Origin of the sequence: Rhizobium aureum (genome assembly GCF_030182495.1) — a bacterium.
GTDB lineage: Bacteria > Pseudomonadota > Alphaproteobacteria > Rhizobiales > Rhizobiaceae > Rhizobium > Rhizobium tropici_C.
Genome location: NZ_JAQJCI010000001.1, coordinates 413,009 through 427,976, shown reverse-complemented (window position 1 = coordinate 427,976; position 14,968 = coordinate 413,009). Strand labels below are relative to the sequence as shown.

General features: G+C 60.4%; 14 protein-coding genes. All 14 read right to left on the bottom strand.

Annotated features, from left to right (window positions below):
• Positions 1–18: 18 nt before the first annotated feature.
• Entirely contained in the window at positions 19–771 is a 753-nt protein-coding gene (locus tag PH552_RS02050) for an ABC transporter ATP-binding protein (RefSeq protein ID WP_183764639.1), read from the bottom strand.
• Positions 765–1,820, bottom strand: coding sequence for a FecCD family ABC transporter permease (locus PH552_RS02045; protein ID WP_113249049.1), 1,056 nt, complete (start codon positions 1,818–1,820; stop codon positions 765–767). The genes PH552_RS02050 and PH552_RS02045 overlap by 7 nt, the downstream gene beginning before the upstream one ends.
• A gap of 8 nt (positions 1,821–1,828) precedes the next feature.
• On the bottom strand, positions 1,829–2,989 hold the full coding sequence (locus PH552_RS02040) for an ABC transporter substrate-binding protein (protein WP_183764642.1): 1,161 nt from the start codon (positions 2,987–2,989) through the stop codon (positions 1,829–1,831).
• A complete protein-coding gene (locus PH552_RS02035; protein WP_112342096.1) occupies positions 2,986–4,218 on the bottom strand; it encodes an MFS transporter in 1,233 nt (410 codons plus the stop codon). The genes PH552_RS02040 and PH552_RS02035 overlap by 4 nt, the downstream gene beginning before the upstream one ends.
• A complete protein-coding gene (locus PH552_RS02030; RefSeq protein ID WP_285165430.1) occupies positions 4,215–6,089 on the bottom strand; it encodes an IucA/IucC family protein in 1,875 nt (624 codons plus the stop codon). Before PH552_RS02030 ends, PH552_RS02035 begins: the two co-directional genes overlap by 4 nt.
• The gene (locus PH552_RS02025; protein WP_183764649.1) at positions 6,086–7,228 is read right to left on the bottom strand and encodes an NAD/NADP octopine/nopaline dehydrogenase family protein; all 1,143 of its coding nucleotides are present in this window, start codon (positions 7,226–7,228) and stop codon (positions 6,086–6,088) included. Before PH552_RS02025 ends, PH552_RS02030 begins: the two co-directional genes overlap by 4 nt.
• Positions 7,225–8,235, bottom strand: a complete 1,011-nt coding sequence (locus PH552_RS02020; protein ID WP_112342098.1) for a cysteine synthase family protein — start codon at positions 8,233–8,235, stop codon at positions 7,225–7,227. The genes PH552_RS02025 and PH552_RS02020 overlap by 4 nt, the downstream gene beginning before the upstream one ends.
• Positions 8,236–8,246: 11 nt before the next feature.
• Positions 8,247–9,608, bottom strand: coding sequence for a Y4yA family PLP-dependent enzyme (locus PH552_RS02015; protein WP_183764652.1), 1,362 nt, complete (start codon positions 9,606–9,608; stop codon positions 8,247–8,249).
• Entirely contained in the window at positions 9,605–10,027 is a 423-nt protein-coding gene (locus PH552_RS02010; protein WP_112342100.1) for a ParB N-terminal domain-containing protein, read from the bottom strand. Before PH552_RS02010 ends, PH552_RS02015 begins: the two co-directional genes overlap by 4 nt.
• A 694-nt stretch (positions 10,028–10,721) precedes the next feature.
• Positions 10,722–11,252: a VOC family protein gene (locus PH552_RS02005; RefSeq protein ID WP_112342102.1), complete on the bottom strand. Its 531-nt coding sequence runs from the start codon at positions 11,250–11,252 to the stop codon at positions 10,722–10,724.
• Positions 11,253–11,348: 96 nt separating this feature from the next.
• Positions 11,349–12,197: an alpha/beta fold hydrolase gene (locus PH552_RS02000; protein WP_112342103.1), complete on the bottom strand. Its 849-nt coding sequence runs from the start codon at positions 12,195–12,197 to the stop codon at positions 11,349–11,351.
• A 50-nt stretch (positions 12,198–12,247) separates the two neighbouring features.
• Positions 12,248–13,072 (bottom strand): oxidoreductase, encoded by an 825-nt coding sequence (locus PH552_RS01995; protein WP_285165429.1) that lies wholly within the window; start codon positions 13,070–13,072, stop codon positions 12,248–12,250.
• Positions 13,069–13,965: an NAD(P)-dependent oxidoreductase gene (locus PH552_RS01990; protein ID WP_112342105.1), complete on the bottom strand. Its 897-nt coding sequence runs from the start codon at positions 13,963–13,965 to the stop codon at positions 13,069–13,071. The genes PH552_RS01995 and PH552_RS01990 overlap by 4 nt, the downstream gene beginning before the upstream one ends.
• 181 nt (positions 13,966–14,146) lie before the next feature.
• A complete protein-coding gene (locus PH552_RS01985) occupies positions 14,147–14,899 on the bottom strand; it encodes an alpha/beta fold hydrolase (protein WP_112342106.1) in 753 nt (250 codons plus the stop codon).
• Between the last annotated feature and the right edge of the window lie 69 nt (positions 14,900–14,968).

Genomic DNA, 14,968 nt, shown 5'->3' with positions numbered 1-14,968 from the left:
CAGCAGCCAAGGCAGGCTTCACACTGCATCATCTACGATCAGGTGAAGCTTGCCTTGAGAACATCTCTCGAGACGGCTTTTCACCCGAAATGCCGTCTCGAGATTCGCGGGCGTCAGCACTTGGGCAACGGAGCCGAATGCATGCAGCGTTCCATGCGCAAGGATGGCGATCTTGTCGGCGAACTTCATCGCCAGGTTCAGGTCATGGACCGCGATGATGACGAGCAGGCCCTTTTCCTTTGCCAGCGACCTGACATGCCTCATGACATCGAACTGACGATGGAGGTCAAGGGCACTCGTCGGCTCGTCGAGAAGCAGGACGGTCGGAGCGCGGACGACGCATTGTGCAAGTGCTACGAGCTGGCGCTGACCGCCGCTCAGTTCCGAAACATATTCGGACCCAAGATCGGCGATTTGCAGGGCAGCGAGTGCCTGCTCGACCTCATGGAGATCTGCATCGGCAAGCTTCCAGCCACTCGTCTGCTTGCGTGCCAACAGCACGGCTTCGAAGACGGTCAGCGCCGCTCCGCTCACCTGATCCTGCGGCATGTAGGCGATCGCTGTTTCGCGATCGTCAACACCTGTCAGGCGACATTCTCCAGCACCCGGAAGGATGCCGGCTATACGGCGCAGAAGCGTTGATTTGCCGGCTGCATTAGATCCGATCAGCGCGATGATTTCTCCTCCGTGGCATGGAGGCAACGATACGTCGCTGAGGACGGTTCGCGCGCCGTAGACCGCTCCGAGCGCTTCAGTGCTGAGGACTACCACGTTTCGCGGCCTCCCTTCAGGATAAGATAAAAGAAGACCGGCAGGCCGATGACGGCGGTAATGACCCCGATCGGCAAGACCGCGCCCGGCACGAGAATTTTCGCGGCTGTGGAACTTGATGACATGATCAGGGCTCCGATCATGGCGCTGGCAGGCAGCAAATGCCGCTGATCCTCGCCGACGAGCATCCGCGCAATATGTGGCGCAACAAGTCCGACAAAGCCGATCGTTCCGACGAAAGCCACCGGCATGGCCGACAGAAGCGATATCAGAACGAGCGTTTCCAGCCGAAGGCGACGAACCGGGATTCCGAAGGATGCCGCTCGCGCCTCTCCAAGACGAAGAGCCGTCAATTGCCAGCGCCGATAAACAAAGATGGGAATGGTGAGAACCAGGACGGCGACCGTTACGGCGAGCTTTGGCCAGGTTGCCTTGGTCAGGCTGCCCATCGTCCAGAAGACGATAGCGGCGACCGCCTGGTCATTTGCAAAATACTGGACGATCGCCAATGCGGTATTGAAACTGAACACCAGCGCGATACCAAGCAGGACGATCGTCTGGACCGAGCTTCCCCGCCGCAATCCCACGGAATGGATGACGAGGGCGGATCCGAGCGCCATGATGAAGGCGTTGACGGCAACGATATAGTCGCCAGCGACCGGTATGAAGGACAGGCCGAAAGCAAGAGCGAGCGCCGCGCCGAAGCTTGCTGCCGATGAAATGCCAAGCGTGAACGGGCTCGCGAGCGGATTATTGAGCACCGTCTGCATCTGGACACCGGCGGTTGCAAGCGCCATTCCGACGACCACAGCCATGAGGGCTGACGGCATCCGGATGGACCAGATGACGACGCGCATCTGGGGCTGCGCATCCGCGGGCATAAGTACGGTCTTCAGCACATCATCCAGTCCATACCAGGCCGGACCGGTGGCAATATCGGCGAGAAGCACGAGGATCGCTGCGGCAAGCAGCAGACAAAGCACGACATATTTTCTGAGGCTCGCGAGGCGATAGCGGCCGACCGCATTGATGTGGCTGACGGTTGTCATGGTTTCGGTCACTGTGCTTGAGTATCGAGGCTGACGGCATAGCCGGGCTGATAGGCGATCGGCAGAAAGCGCCTATGATATTCGGCGAACGTCTTATCCGGGTCTAGATCGGCGAAGAGATCGGGATGGAGCCATTTTGCGATCCATTGGACGGCGATGAATTCATAGGGGCTGTTGTAGAATTGATGCCAGATGGCGTGGAAATTGCGTTTTGTCTGTGCCGTCGTCCCGGCATAAGCATCCCGCATCGTGAACCATTCCAGCTTCTTCCTCGAGGCATTCAGATCTGCATTCGGGCCGACAGGAATCCAGCGGCCACCGGGCACGTAAGCCTGCCAGTCGGCGCTGGTGACAATCACATGATCGGGATTGGAGACGACCACCTGCTCGGGGCTCAGCTGCCCGAATGTCGAGGGCAGAAAGTCACTGCCGATATTGTGTCCGCCGGCCAGATCGACATATTTGCCGAAATTCTCCGCGCCGAATGACAGGCAGCAGTCTTCCGTATATCCGCCGATGCGCTCGATGAAAACCTTCGGGCGCTCCGGCTTCGCCCTGGCAAGCACATCCTCGACCCGAGCCATCGCCTCCCTGCGGAATGCGATCACCTCTTCTGCCTGCGCCTCGCGTCCCATGATCTTGCCGAGCAGCCGGATAGTCGGATCGGTATTCTGAAGCGGATAGTGCCTGAAATCGATGTACAGGACCGGTATGTCGAGCGATGCAAGTTTCCCGATATATTGAGCGTCTTCATTGGCCTGTTTGGCTTCGAGGTTGAGAAGAACCACGTCGGGCTTCTTCACGATCGCCGATTCGATATCGATCAGGCTTCCTTCATTTCCCTTGAAGGTCGGCAATTTCGCAAGCTCGGGGAATTTTTCGAGATACTGGTTGTAGGTCGCGGGATCGGCTTCGATCAGATCGTTGCGCCACGCGACGATGCGCTCCAGCGGATTCTCTCGGTCAAGCGATGCGATCAGATAGAGTTGCCTGCCCTCCCCGAGCAGCATCCGGGAGACGGGCACCTTAACCTGCACGTCCCGCCCGGCGATATCCTTGACAGTCACGGTCGTTTGCGCGGCCGCGCCATTTTCGGCGCGGGCAGAAAGAGCCGTAAGCGGCGTCAATAACAGGATTATCGCAAACGCGTAGAGGCGAAGGCAGGTCACAGGGTATCTCCAACAGGTGAGCGCGAGCGTGCCGACAGCCACAGGCCGAGGGCAGTAAGGAGGGATGCCGCATAAAGCAGCGACACGAGAGGGTAAACGCTTGTAAGCCCGAATATCTGGGCAGTGCCCGTTCCGACGGCTATCCCCGCCACGGATGCGATCTGCTGCCAGGACTGGGCAGCGCCCAATACCGAACCCTGACGTCCATCGGCCGTGGCTGCAGACATGAGGGCCACGAGGACGGGGGTCGTTCCGCCGAGCAGTCCGCCCCAGAACAGATAGATCAGGGCAAAATATTCAACCGAGCGCGTGAGGCCGGCTAGACCGGTCAGCAATGCGCATCCGCCGGCAATCAGGACTATCCAGCCAAGGATGAAGCTTGCCGGACGGTCGTTGAAAAATTGCGCCCAAAGCGGCGCCGCCACGACAAACCCGAGCGCCAGAAGGCCGTAGCTGAAACCCGTGACCCAGTGAGGGGCTTGAAAGACCTCAGCCATGTACAGCGCAAAGGGCACCTGCAAAACCATTCGGCTGGCGAGCATCATTCCCGTCAGCGCCATAAGGCCCCGGACGGGTGCGGTAGCTTGCCCCGTGAATGCTTGATTCTGGCGGGCTTGGGCTCGATCGGCTCTGCTCGCCTCTGCCACGGGTCGCGGCAAGATCACATAGGCGGCGGCGGCACAGATACCGCAGATGAGACCGGCCGTCAGGTTGATCGTCGTGAAGGAGGATACGTCGAGGATGAGACCGCCGAGAAAGGCGCCACCCAGCGACCCCACATTGGTCGCCACCTGAAGCCAGGTCAAAAGCACGCCGCGATTGCGGCCGCCGGTAATCTGGATGCCATAGGCCTGGGCCGGCGCGATATAGCCGGCGCAACATCCCTGCAGAAACCGCAGGAACAGGATCAGCCAGACGTCCTGGGCGAAGGAAACGAGGATCTGGGTGATCGCAAGCCCGACAAGCGCTCTGACCATCATCAGGCGGTTGCCGTACCGATCACCCATCCTTCCCCATAGCGCGCTTGTCAGAGAGACGCCGATCATCGGGCACACATAGACGCCGATTCCAGCCAGCGCGAAGATTCCCCCTGACGATGATAGTTCCTCGATGCGCAGTGGCCAGAACGGACCGCTCATCTCCATGGCTCCCATGGAGATGAACTGCAGGCCGAAGAGAATAGCAAAGACCGGCCCGAAGCCTCGTATAACCGCAAAAGTCCCCGTCATGGCGTCTTCGTGAGCGGGTTCGGCAGTTGATGCTCCAGACGATAGTCGCGATATCGCTCGAGATGCATGCGCAAGACGGAACGGGTCGGCCAGGGGCGATCGAGAAACGCGTCCCGCTCTTCCAGCCAGAATTCTTCCGACAGCATGCGGGGTCGTACCCGGTCAAACGCTTCTTCCGTCTTCTGCCTCAGGATCGCCCATGCTTCGCTGAGCCCGAAATGTTCGTCCAGGCAAAGCGCCACTTCATGAAGATGGCAGACGAAGCAGGCATCGATAACGAACGAGCGAACAAGGGAGATGTCATCGTTGAAGGTAGTCGGCAGGATGCCGGGTCGGCTGAACGGCTTCAGCGAATATCCCCGCGCCTCGAACAGCGGGGCGAAACTGCGGCCATCGCCGAAGTCGCGAATGAGCAGGCGCCGCGGGCGTCCGGATGGATCGAAGAGGACGGTACTATTCTGCTGGTGAGCTTCGAAGGCGATGCCATACGACAGGTACATGGCGATCGTCGGCCTGAGAACGACCCCGGCATAGATGCGGAAGAACTCAGCGGCCGCTCGACCATCATCGCCCATGCGTGCGATCAGTTCGCAGATTAGCGGCCGGCCATCGACGGGACTTGCGGCAAGTAGCGCGGCCACGGTGACGGGCATCAGATCGTCTTTTCGCGCGATGCCCTCGGCCTCGCGATAGACGACGGAGAGGAAACGGCCCGGATGTTCGTCGCCCGTTTCGGGATGGTGGAGGATAGCCCCCAGCTCCTCGCGGAAGAACTCCAGTTCGCCTCCAATGGCTTCATCGGCAGCGAGAATGTCGGACATCAAGGTGCTGAGCCTCGGACCCATGTGAATGGACTTCGCCTGCAGGGTCCGCATCTCGCTCGTCATCCAGATCGCAACCGGCAGTTTGACAAACGGCCTTGCTTCTTCCAGGTTCGGCAGCATCGTGCGAAAGGACATGGAGGGGATTGTGACAATCTCCGGTCCATCGATCACAAGCACGCCGGAAGCGATCTCGTCAGCAAATTCCCGGCGGACAAAGTGATCGAGGTGCCAGGCATGGATCGGCAGGGGCAGCCAGTCCTCAGGCGTTTGCCCCCGTTCCGTTAACGCCTTGACCCAGGCATCCCATGGCTCCGGGAAATTGTGGCGGAACCAGCCGTTATAGCTGTCGACATGGGGCATCGTCTCTACATAGGCCCAATCCTGCCGCAGGGCGGCGATACGCAGATTGACGCGCGCGCCGAACTCCGGCGACAGCGCCTCGACCTCCTGCGCCGAAAGGCCGGGCTTCGATTTCCAGGTCGGGTAAAAGGGATGTCCCTCCAGGGATCCCCACTGGTCGAGCATCATGGCGGCCTGATGCACGGGACGCGTATGGCGCAGGTAGGCAATGAGACCAGTGTCGCCACCGGCCGCTATTTCCCGGCTGAGCGAGCCAATCCAGTCCTGCCGGTGACGACGGATCAGCGCATCGTTCTCGATGCTGTTGTCGATGTCGGCGAGCAGGCGCGCAATCCCGTCCGCGGCAGGTGCGACCGACCAGTCCGATGAGACTTCGGCAATCAGGTCGGCTGGTTCTTCCAGCCGCCGTCGCCTGCCGCTGTCATCGATGATTTCGATGGCACCACGGGTCAGCATCGTATTCGCCGGCAGCCGCCGCAGGTCTTCGAAATGGAGAACTTTTCTCGCAGACCATAGCGGAAGCCATGCCTGTTTGCCGTCTTCGGACCAAAGCAAGGCGTCGGGATTGAGGATGCGCTCGGCGAGCAGGCATCGCACCAGCCGTGCCAGGGCATTATGTCTTGCCTGTTGGCGGAATTGCGGGTCGATCGCATCTCTCGCATAGGACGGGACGATAGTTTCATTCATCCGATTGCCTCCGCCCACGTCACGGGAACAAAATTCAGAGGAGGTTGCGGCAGATTGCCGTGATAGGCGCGCGCCCAATGGTAGGTCGTTTCGATCGCGGGCACCGGCACATCCAGCCGCTTGGCTATTTCCAGGAGGAGCGCCTGACCGAAGGCAATGTCTTCATGAAAGGCGCGACTTTCCCGATCGATCACCAGGCCCGGTCCATCCGGATTGGCAACGAGCGGCGCGCGGATTCCTGCGTAGGCGCTGTTGGTTCTCAGCAGGGAATACATTGTGCTGTCATCGCCGATCTGGTCGCCATAGGCCTCGATCAGCTCCTGACGAAGCGGCTTTATGCTTCCCAGGTCAACCTTGAGCCGCCTTTCGGCGGCATGTTTGAGCGCCTGATTTTCGGCATCGCACGCTTCCAGCATTTCTGCGCCGGTGCGCGGGCAATCGCTCCACCAGCAGATCGGCTCTTCGAAGGGAAGCGCCTCCCATCGAGCGCCAGGACCGACAAGCCCGTAGAGGACAGCCGGATGCATCAATGCATTGCCTGGGGTCAGCGTGATCTCGAGATAGTCGTCGAGGATGCCGACCGGCGCTTCATAGAGCCGGGCGAGCAGATCCGACAACTCTTCCTTCGCGTCCGCCGCCTCGCGACGATGAAGCGCCGCATATAGCTGCGCCTTTGCGCCACCCATGCGCACTTCGCTGCCCGCAACGAGATTATAGGCGGTATGGGGAACGTCCTTCATCCCCCAGATCACGATATTCTCGCGTTCGCCGAACGCAGTCTCGGCCAGCCAGTCGAACCCGCAAAATCCCGGAATGGCTCCGACGAAGACCCGCTTACTGTCAGGCAGATGGGGCGCGATCTGCTGCAGGAGCGCCGGACGCGCCTGCGCAGGCTGCGTCACGACGACCAGATCCGCATCGGCGAGTGCCGTCCGCGGATCGGTGCCAACATGGTCGATCCGTCCCTTCAGAGCACCGCCCTCGGGCAAATTCACCCGCCAGACCTGTTCTCCGCCCGACCATTTGTCGGCAAGCTCGGCCGACGACGTCAGAACGGATACGTCCACGCCGTCGCGCTGTTTGAACAGGACGGCATTCAGATGGCCGGTTCGCCCGGCCCCGCATATCGTGACCTTCATGCCGCGCGTGCCTGCCCGGAAAGCCACGCATCGAGCTCAGCGGCAATCGACGGGTCGAACAGGCCGCGTTTTGCCATCCATTCGTCGTCGAAGACCGAACCGAGATATTTCTCCCCTCCGTCGGCTACGGTCGTCACGACGGTCCCCCGCAACTTGCCGGAAGCGATGAATTCGAGAGCCTTGTAGATCGCCCCGCCTGTCGACCCTCCGACCAGCAGTGCCTTACGGCGTGCGATATAACGGGCCGTTTCGAATGCCTGCTGATCGGTAACCTGTACGCCCTCGTCAATGCAGCTGTAGTCGAGGACCTTGCCGACTTCGTCGCCGGCCGGCGTGCCCGTTCCGGACTGATAATAAGGATGTCCGGGTTGTCCGAACACGATGGAGCCCGCGGGTTCCACCGCGATCGTGCGGATCGTGGGCAAGCGCTGCTTCAGCCGCTGCGAAATTCCCGTCATCGACCCGCCGGTGCCGACGCATCCCACAAATGCATCGATGCCGTCGGGAAGCTGCTCCATCAGTTCATCAACATACTCGGCATAACCCTCAGGATTGGCAGGATTGTCGGACTGGTTCATGAACATGGCGCCTGGCAATTGCGCGCCGAGCTGCGCTGCCAGTCTCTGCCGGGCGACGACGGCGACTTCATCTTCCCTGAAGTCCCCTTCGACATAACGGATTTCGGCGCCGATCGCCCGCATCATGCGGATTTTATCAGGCGCGGCATGATGGTCCACGACGGCAATGAAATTCAACCCGAACTCGACCGCCGCCAGCGCCAGGCCGATACCGGTATTTCCCGAGGAGGATTCGACGATTGTTCCTCCCGGAGCAAGCCGGCCGTCCTGTAAGGCGGCCACGACCATGCTGCGCGCCATACGATCCTTCATGGAACCGCCGGGATTGTTCTTTTCTATCTTCAACACGAGGATGGTATCTCGGCTCGGTATCTCGATTGACATGACCGGGGTGCGCCCGATCAATTGCGTCACATTCGTAGGAAGCATGGTGTCCTCTCCTAGTTATCGGGATAGATCGACAGTTGACCGGCTGCGCTCTTTGTTACGCACAACCGCTTGGGCATCGGGTGGCGATGAAACTCGTTTTCGAGGAGATCCATCTGATAGCCGCCGGTATTGGCCCAGACGAGAAGGTCTCCGGCCTCCGGAATCTGGGAAAAGCCGAGCCAGCGGTTGCTCAGGACGTCTTCATCGAGGCAGCTATGTCCCGCTATGTAGCCCCGGAATGGCTCATCCGCCCGAGCCCGGTCGTTCTGACGCAGCAGGACCGGATCCACCATGAATTCAGACGCAAACCAGGTCTCGCAGGCACTGAAACTGCTGCCTTCGACGAAGATGACACCATCTCCACCGCCGAGATCCTTCACGCGTGTAATACGGAAAGCTGAAATTGCCGCCTGGTCGACAAGGGACCGCCCCGGCTCCATCGCGAGCGTCAGTTCGCGCTGCTTGAGATAGTCCTCGATCGTCAGGCCCGACGACAGTTGCGCATCCAGGAAGCAGGAAAGCCACGCCGCCGCAGATTGCGGACCGCCATAGGGATAAAAGGAAGCCGGAACCTTCCCCGTACGGTAATCATCGGCGCGCTGGCGCAGCAGATGCTCTTCCCATGCCACCTCAGACACATATTGGATCGGCAATCCGCCGCCGATATCGATCATTTTGGGAGAAAGCCCGATTGCGCGTGCTTCCTCCATCAGCTTGGCAGCCTCTTCAAACGCTACCGCACGATCTTGCCAGCGATATCCGCTGAGATGGAAATGTATGCCGTCGAAGCGGAAACGATCATCGGCGGCGATGCGCGACAGGCAGGCTCGCACCGTCTCGCCAGCCATGCCAAAACGGCTTTTCTCGTGGCCTTTCGGCTGCAGTCGCAAAAGGACGGGCTGCTCGACCCCATCGGTTGGCAGGCGCTTCGATACGTCGGTCAGTTCCTCCGGACTATCCACGCAGATGAGAGCCCCGATGCGCACGAGTTCGTCATGAAATTGCGCGGTTTTCGCAGGGCCGGTCGCCACAATGCCACTGCCCCAAGCTCCGAGCTTTACGGCATCACGAAGCTCGTAAACGCTCGACACATCGATACCTGCGCCTGCTTCGAGTGCGGCCCGCATCAGGCCCGAGGATTTATTGACTTTCGCACCATAGTAGATCGCGTATCCGACGCCCCGTTCATCGAAAACGCGGCGCAGGCCTTCGACGTTTGCGTTGAGTTCCGACGGAAGCACGAGGTGAAGCGGAGACCCGTATTCTTCGGTCCATTTGTGCAGGGACGCGCTCGAGGTCAGAATGTCGGCAGCAAGAGGAGAGAGAATTGGAGACAGCTCGGGCCCCGTGATCGGGTCGATGTGGGACGTCATCCGGCAAGCCTCTCCGAATTGTCGAGGGGCTCATACCACTGTCGAAGATCCTCGAGCTTCACGTCGCACGCTGGCAGATCATCCAGGAAAATGTGGCGTGTGGTCTTGATCGGAAATTTTTGCCGGCTGCAGGCCATGTCATAAATATCGGCTGGCGTGATCGTCTCACCGGCCCGCCAGGCTTCGACGCGTACGCTCCGGTAGTCGAGGAGAAAGGTTGGCACGGCGGCCAGCCCAAGCCGGAACGCCACTTCCAGACGGTGATGGCCGTCCATCACGAAGAGCGCGTCCTTCTCCACCATGATCGGCACTGTCCAGCGGCCGATCGTGGAGATAAGGCCATGAACTTCATCGACCCTGCCTGCATCTGTCTCCTCGGTGGGAATCAACTTATGCGGGGGCAGCAGATGGAATTTCATTGTTTCACCCAGCGTTCGTTTCGTATTTGACTAAGAGCGTGTCAAAACTTGATTCTATAACTCATATTATATCGCACCCTTAACGCGATCATGACAAATCTGTCAACGAGGGGTTATTGCTCTGCCTGTCGATTTTTGCTGGGATCCACCGCAAGAGACATCCACCCCAGGACGGCATCGGCATGCACAGCCGTCGAATGCCCGACAGCTGTTTCTGTCGATCCGGACTTGCGGAGAAGCTTTGCCTTGCCTGGTAAATCGTTTGCCAATGACATCGACAGACCCGTCCGGGCCATGCCCGCCGGATTGCCCGCCAAGCGCGGCAGGCACGTGCGCAAACATGAAAAGGAATATAGCAGCGAATCTCATCGCTCTTAGATAGCATTTCATTCGCCTGCTGCGTGCGGCCGGGGGCATTCGTGCATGCAGGCTCGTCAACTCAGACATGACGCGGCGGGCATCATCGTTCTCGTTGCCCGCCCCGATACTCTCGATGGCGCACGCGCACCTAACGTCGTACGAACATCGCTGCTCGCATCGCGACATGAGACACGCCCTGACGAAAGTCACGCTCACTCGGATGGGTGACGGCGGCCCATTCGATCTGGCACGACAGCCGTCGCGGCTGCGGACTGGTCGAACCGTCCGACAACGTCAGCATCGCCGCGACTTCAAGACTGCCTTTTCGCCCGCCTCAGTCATCGTCCTGCCACCTGCGCAGATCCGTCTGGCCATGATAGGCCATGCGGTCGGGCGTGGTGATGAATTCCACAGTCGTGCCCCATGGCATGCGGCAGTAGCAGACCTTGTTTCCAGGACCCTTTTCGGTTGCGTAGGGAATAGCGCGTGGCGCAGTAAGGGGCGTGCCTCCAGCCTTTTCAAAGCGCTCAACCGATCCGTCGATGTCGTCGGTGTAGACACCGAAGTGTGTAATGCCGAAGTCGCTCGCTCGAACCGGCTGGGCTTGTTCGGGACCGTGCATTTCGAAGAGTTCGATGTCCGGTCCGTTTCCGATCTTGACCATCGCCTGCGCACGCACGACCGTTCCAGGGGAAGCGCCAGTGGCCCGCTCGAATTCGGGTCCCTGCCGCGGCGGATCCTGCGGTCCGAATGACTGATAGATCACCTGGCCGCCGAAAGCTTCCACCAGGAACGATTTTGCTGCTTCGATGTCAGGCACCGTGATGCCGATATGATTGACTCCGCGAATGACAGGTGCGGTCATGACAGTTTTCCTTTCTTATTTGATCGATCGAACGCGATCGGGCGCAACTCGCCCGCAATGTCGCGATCCGGCCCACGACGGGGTGGTCGCAGAGTTTCAACTGGTCTTGAGGAAATCGAGCAGAGCGGCCGCCACTTCATCCGGCCGCTCGTCCGCGACATAGTGGCTGCACCGCGCAATCGAGCCGCCCGTCACATTGCTGGCGAACTCCTTGAGCATCGGGACCATATGCGCACCGAAGCGCTGCTCCCCGCCGAGACCTAACACCGGTATCTCGAGTGGTTGCCTTTTGTACTCGAGCGCAGCCGCATGGTCGGCGGCGAGAGTGCGATACCATTCCATGCCGCCGCGCGTGCGGCCAGGAAGGGCCATCGCTTTCGCGTAGATCTCGATGTCCGCCGGATCGAAGGTGCTGTGATCGTAGAACCGCTCCGCCATGAAGCTCGAAACATAGTCATATTCACGGCCATGGATCAGGCGTTCGGGTAGATCCCGGTTCATATGAAAGCCGAAGTGCCAGATCCTTGCAGTCGTCGCCTCCCATTGCGTCCAGCCTGGAAGCGGAACGTCGAGGACGGCCAGGTGGGTGACAGCCTCCCGATAGATGGCGGCCAGCGGCAACGCCACCATTCCGCCAATGTCATGGCCGCACACGGCGTAGTGTTCATGCCCAAGTGCAACCATGACCTCGTGTGCGTCGCGCGCCATCGTCGCCTTGTCATAGCCGTCAAGCGGGCAGTCGGAAAAGCCCGCGCCGCGCAGATCCATGGCCACGACGCTGAAATGCTCGGCCAGCAGCGGCATCACATGGTGCCATTCCCACCACGTTTCCGGCCAGCCGTGAAGCAGAAGGATCGGCGGGCCTGAGCCCCCGGTGACGGCGTTGATCTTGATGCCATTCACCGGCATCAGCTGCTGGGTAAACCCCTTCAAAGTTGCGATCATGATCACTTTCCAATCGAGGTTGACATTCGAACAGAGCTTGCGGCCAGCGCTCAGGGCTGGTCGAAATCGGTCGCGATCGTGATGCCGCGCCAGGCATCGATATCGCGGCGGAAGGAAGCCAGCTTTCGCTCAGCGAGCGAATGCGCGATCGGGCCGAGCGGCAGATGAAGCGGAGCGTTGTCGGCATCGACTGCCTGCAGGATCACCGCGATCGCCTTGTCGGGATCGCCCGCCTGATTGCCGTTGTTGGTTTCGCGATAGTGCTTGCGCGAGCTCGCGGCGTATTCCGGCATTTCGTTGGCCGCTATGGTGATCGAACGGCCAAGGAAATCGGTGCGAAACGGCCCAGGCTCGACGATCAGCACGCGGATGCCGAACGGCTTCAGCTCGCCGGCGAGCGCTTCGGAAATCCCTTCCACGGCAAACTTGGCGGCATTATAATATCCGCCACCGCCGCTGCCGGCGATGCCTGCGCCGGACGACATGTTGACGATCGTTCCGCCCGAACGTCGCAGGACGGGAAGGGCGGCTCTGGTGGTTTCGATCAGACCGAACACGTTCACCTCGAACATCGGCCGATATTCTTCGGGCGTGCCTTCCTCGATCGCGCCGAACAGTCCGTAGCCGGCATTGTTCACGAGCACGTCAAATCCGCCGAATGTCTCGACCGCCTTTGCGACCGAGGCCTTGGCTGCCGCCGCATCCGTCACGTCGAGCGGCAAAGTAATCATGCGGCCGCCAAAAGGCTCAGCCATTTCTCCGATCGTTTTGATATTGCGGGCCGTCGCGATGACCTGATCGCCACGCTGTGCCGCAGCGAGCGCGAGCCGCCGGCCGAAGCCGCTTGAGCAGCCTGTGATGAGCCAAGTTCTCATTGGTTTGTCTCCGAGTTGGTTTCAGACGACGCCATGCTGTCGCCGCCACGAACCGTCATGTCCGCCATGATCGACCAATCCTTCTCGCCAAAGCCCGCCAAGACGGCTTGGTCGAGCCCCTCCCGGACAGCTTCAAGCATCGGGAGCGTGCGTCCGATCTCGTTGCTGGCTTCAGTCGCGAGGCGCATGTCCTTGAGGGCGAGCTTGGCCTTGAAACCGGGCTCGAATGATCGTTCCGTGATCTGCGCGCTGTAGCTCTCATAGGCGCGGCCCGAGAAAAGGGTGCCTAAAATGAGTTCAAAGAAATCCGCGCGCTCGAGTCCGACGCTCTCGGTCAGCACGACACCCTCAGCCATCGCCTCGATAGCCATGGCGATCATCATGTTGCAGGCGAGCTTCGCCGCATTCGCCCGAGCGGGGTTCTCCCCCAACTTCCAGACCTTTTTGCTGAGAGGAGCGAGCAGCGGCTCGATCGCGGCCACTGCATTGGCCTTCCCGGCCGCCAGGATGTTAAGCTGGCCACGCGCCGCTACGTTCGGTCGCCCGAGCACCGGTGCGGACACATAGCCAAGGCCCGCCTCTTCGTGCAGCAGCTCCAGTTCTCGCGCAAAAGCGACCGAGATCGTCGATGTGACAATATGGGTGAGCCCAGGCGCGCTTGCGAGCAGGCCGGCATCGAGGACCACCTCGCGAATGACAGCGTCGTCGGATAGCATTGTGAAGACTGCGTCAGCCTGGAATGCATCCGCCGCGAATTCGACAAGCGTCACCCCGGGGACACTATCCTGGGCGACCTTGCTACGGTTCCAGGCCCGAACATCATGGCCTGCCTTCACCAGATTTATGGCCATTGCCGAACCCATACTGCCGAGACCGATAAATCCGATCTGCATGGTCTATCTCCTGTTGTTCGGATAAGTGCTGGGCGCCGGGTAGTACCCAGGCCGCCGGGCGATCGTCAGACGAGGCCCGCCGATGAGTTGGCCGGTCGCGATGCCGAAGCCACAGGAGTGGCTTCCGCGTATGGGTCACGAAACATCCGCAGCCCTGCGCCTGAACATCAAGGCATCGGCTTCATTTGCTCGCCGCTTCGGCGATGACGTCGGCGACTTCGCGCGGATGCGAGATATAAACCGCATGGCTGGCACCGGGCACCTCGGTGGCCTTCGCGCTTGCCCGCTTGTACATGGACCGCTCCGCCTCGGCGGCGACAGCCATGTCCAGCCCGGCCACGATGCCGTAGCTCGGCTTGGTCTTCCAGGCCGCGTGTTGCGTCTTGGTTCCAAGGATCTTCGCCGAAACCGGCACCTGCGAGTTAGCCATGAAATCCGCCTCGGCCTTGGACAGGTCAGCGGCGAATCCCACCCGGAACTTCGCTGGATCGAACAGTAGGAAGCCGTCAGACGTCGGCTTGAACGCGTCCGCGGTCGGACTCGGCCACTTCTCGAACAGATCGCCGACGCTCTCGCCAACATCCGGGACAATGGCCGCGACATAGACAAGTGCCGAAACGCTCGGGTCGACGCCGGCTTCGGTGATGATCTGACCACCATAGCTGTGACCAACGAGGACGACCGGTCCATTTTGCTGCTCGATAGCGCGGTGAACCGCCTGAACGTCATCCTCCAGCGAAGTGTTCGGTTCCTGGACGACCGTGACTTTCAAGCCCTTGGCGACCAGGCGCTCATAAACGCCCCTCCAGCCGCTGCCATCGACCAACGCGCCATGGACCAAAATTACATTCTGGGCCGGCTGCGCGAAAGCGGACGGCGCGCCGAACACCACTGCAAGAGCCGCAGCACCGAGATAGAGGGACTTGAGAGACATTTGCCGATCCTTCCGAATGACATGAGGTGGTACACGAGAGATGGTCCGATGGACCGATGGTGGGAATCT

Coding starts and splice junctions, on each gene's coding strand:
- PH552_RS02035 (WP_112342096.1), bottom strand. CDS start 4,218: ATGACGGGGACTTTTGCGGTTATACGAGGCTTCGGGCCGGTCTTTGCT.
- PH552_RS02025 (WP_183764649.1), bottom strand. CDS start 7,228: ATGAAGGTCACGATATGCGGGGCCGGGCGAACCGGCCATCTGAATGCC.
- PH552_RS02045 (WP_113249049.1), bottom strand. CDS start 1,820: ATGACAACCGTCAGCCACATCAATGCGGTCGGCCGCTATCGCCTCGCG.
- PH552_RS02020 (WP_112342098.1), bottom strand. CDS start 8,235: ATGCTTCCTACGAATGTGACGCAATTGATCGGGCGCACCCCGGTCATG.
- PH552_RS01995 (WP_285165429.1), bottom strand. CDS start 13,072: ATGAGAACTTGGCTCATCACAGGCTGCTCAAGCGGCTTCGGCCGGCGG.
- PH552_RS02015 (WP_183764652.1), bottom strand. CDS start 9,608: ATGACGTCCCACATCGACCCGATCACGGGGCCCGAGCTGTCTCCAATT.
- PH552_RS02030 (WP_285165430.1), bottom strand. CDS start 6,089: ATGAATGAAACTATCGTCCCGTCCTATGCGAGAGATGCGATCGACCCG.
- PH552_RS01985 (WP_112342106.1), bottom strand. CDS start 14,899: ATGTCTCTCAAGTCCCTCTATCTCGGTGCTGCGGCTCTTGCAGTGGTG.
- PH552_RS02010 (WP_112342100.1), bottom strand. CDS start 10,027: ATGAAATTCCATCTGCTGCCCCCGCATAAGTTGATTCCCACCGAGGAG.
- PH552_RS01990 (WP_112342105.1), bottom strand. CDS start 13,965: ATGCAGATCGGATTTATCGGTCTCGGCAGTATGGGTTCGGCAATGGCC.
- PH552_RS02000 (WP_112342103.1), bottom strand. CDS start 12,197: ATGATCGCAACTTTGAAGGGGTTTACCCAGCAGCTGATGCCGGTGAAT.
- PH552_RS02005 (WP_112342102.1), bottom strand. CDS start 11,252: ATGACCGCACCTGTCATTCGCGGAGTCAATCATATCGGCATCACGGTG.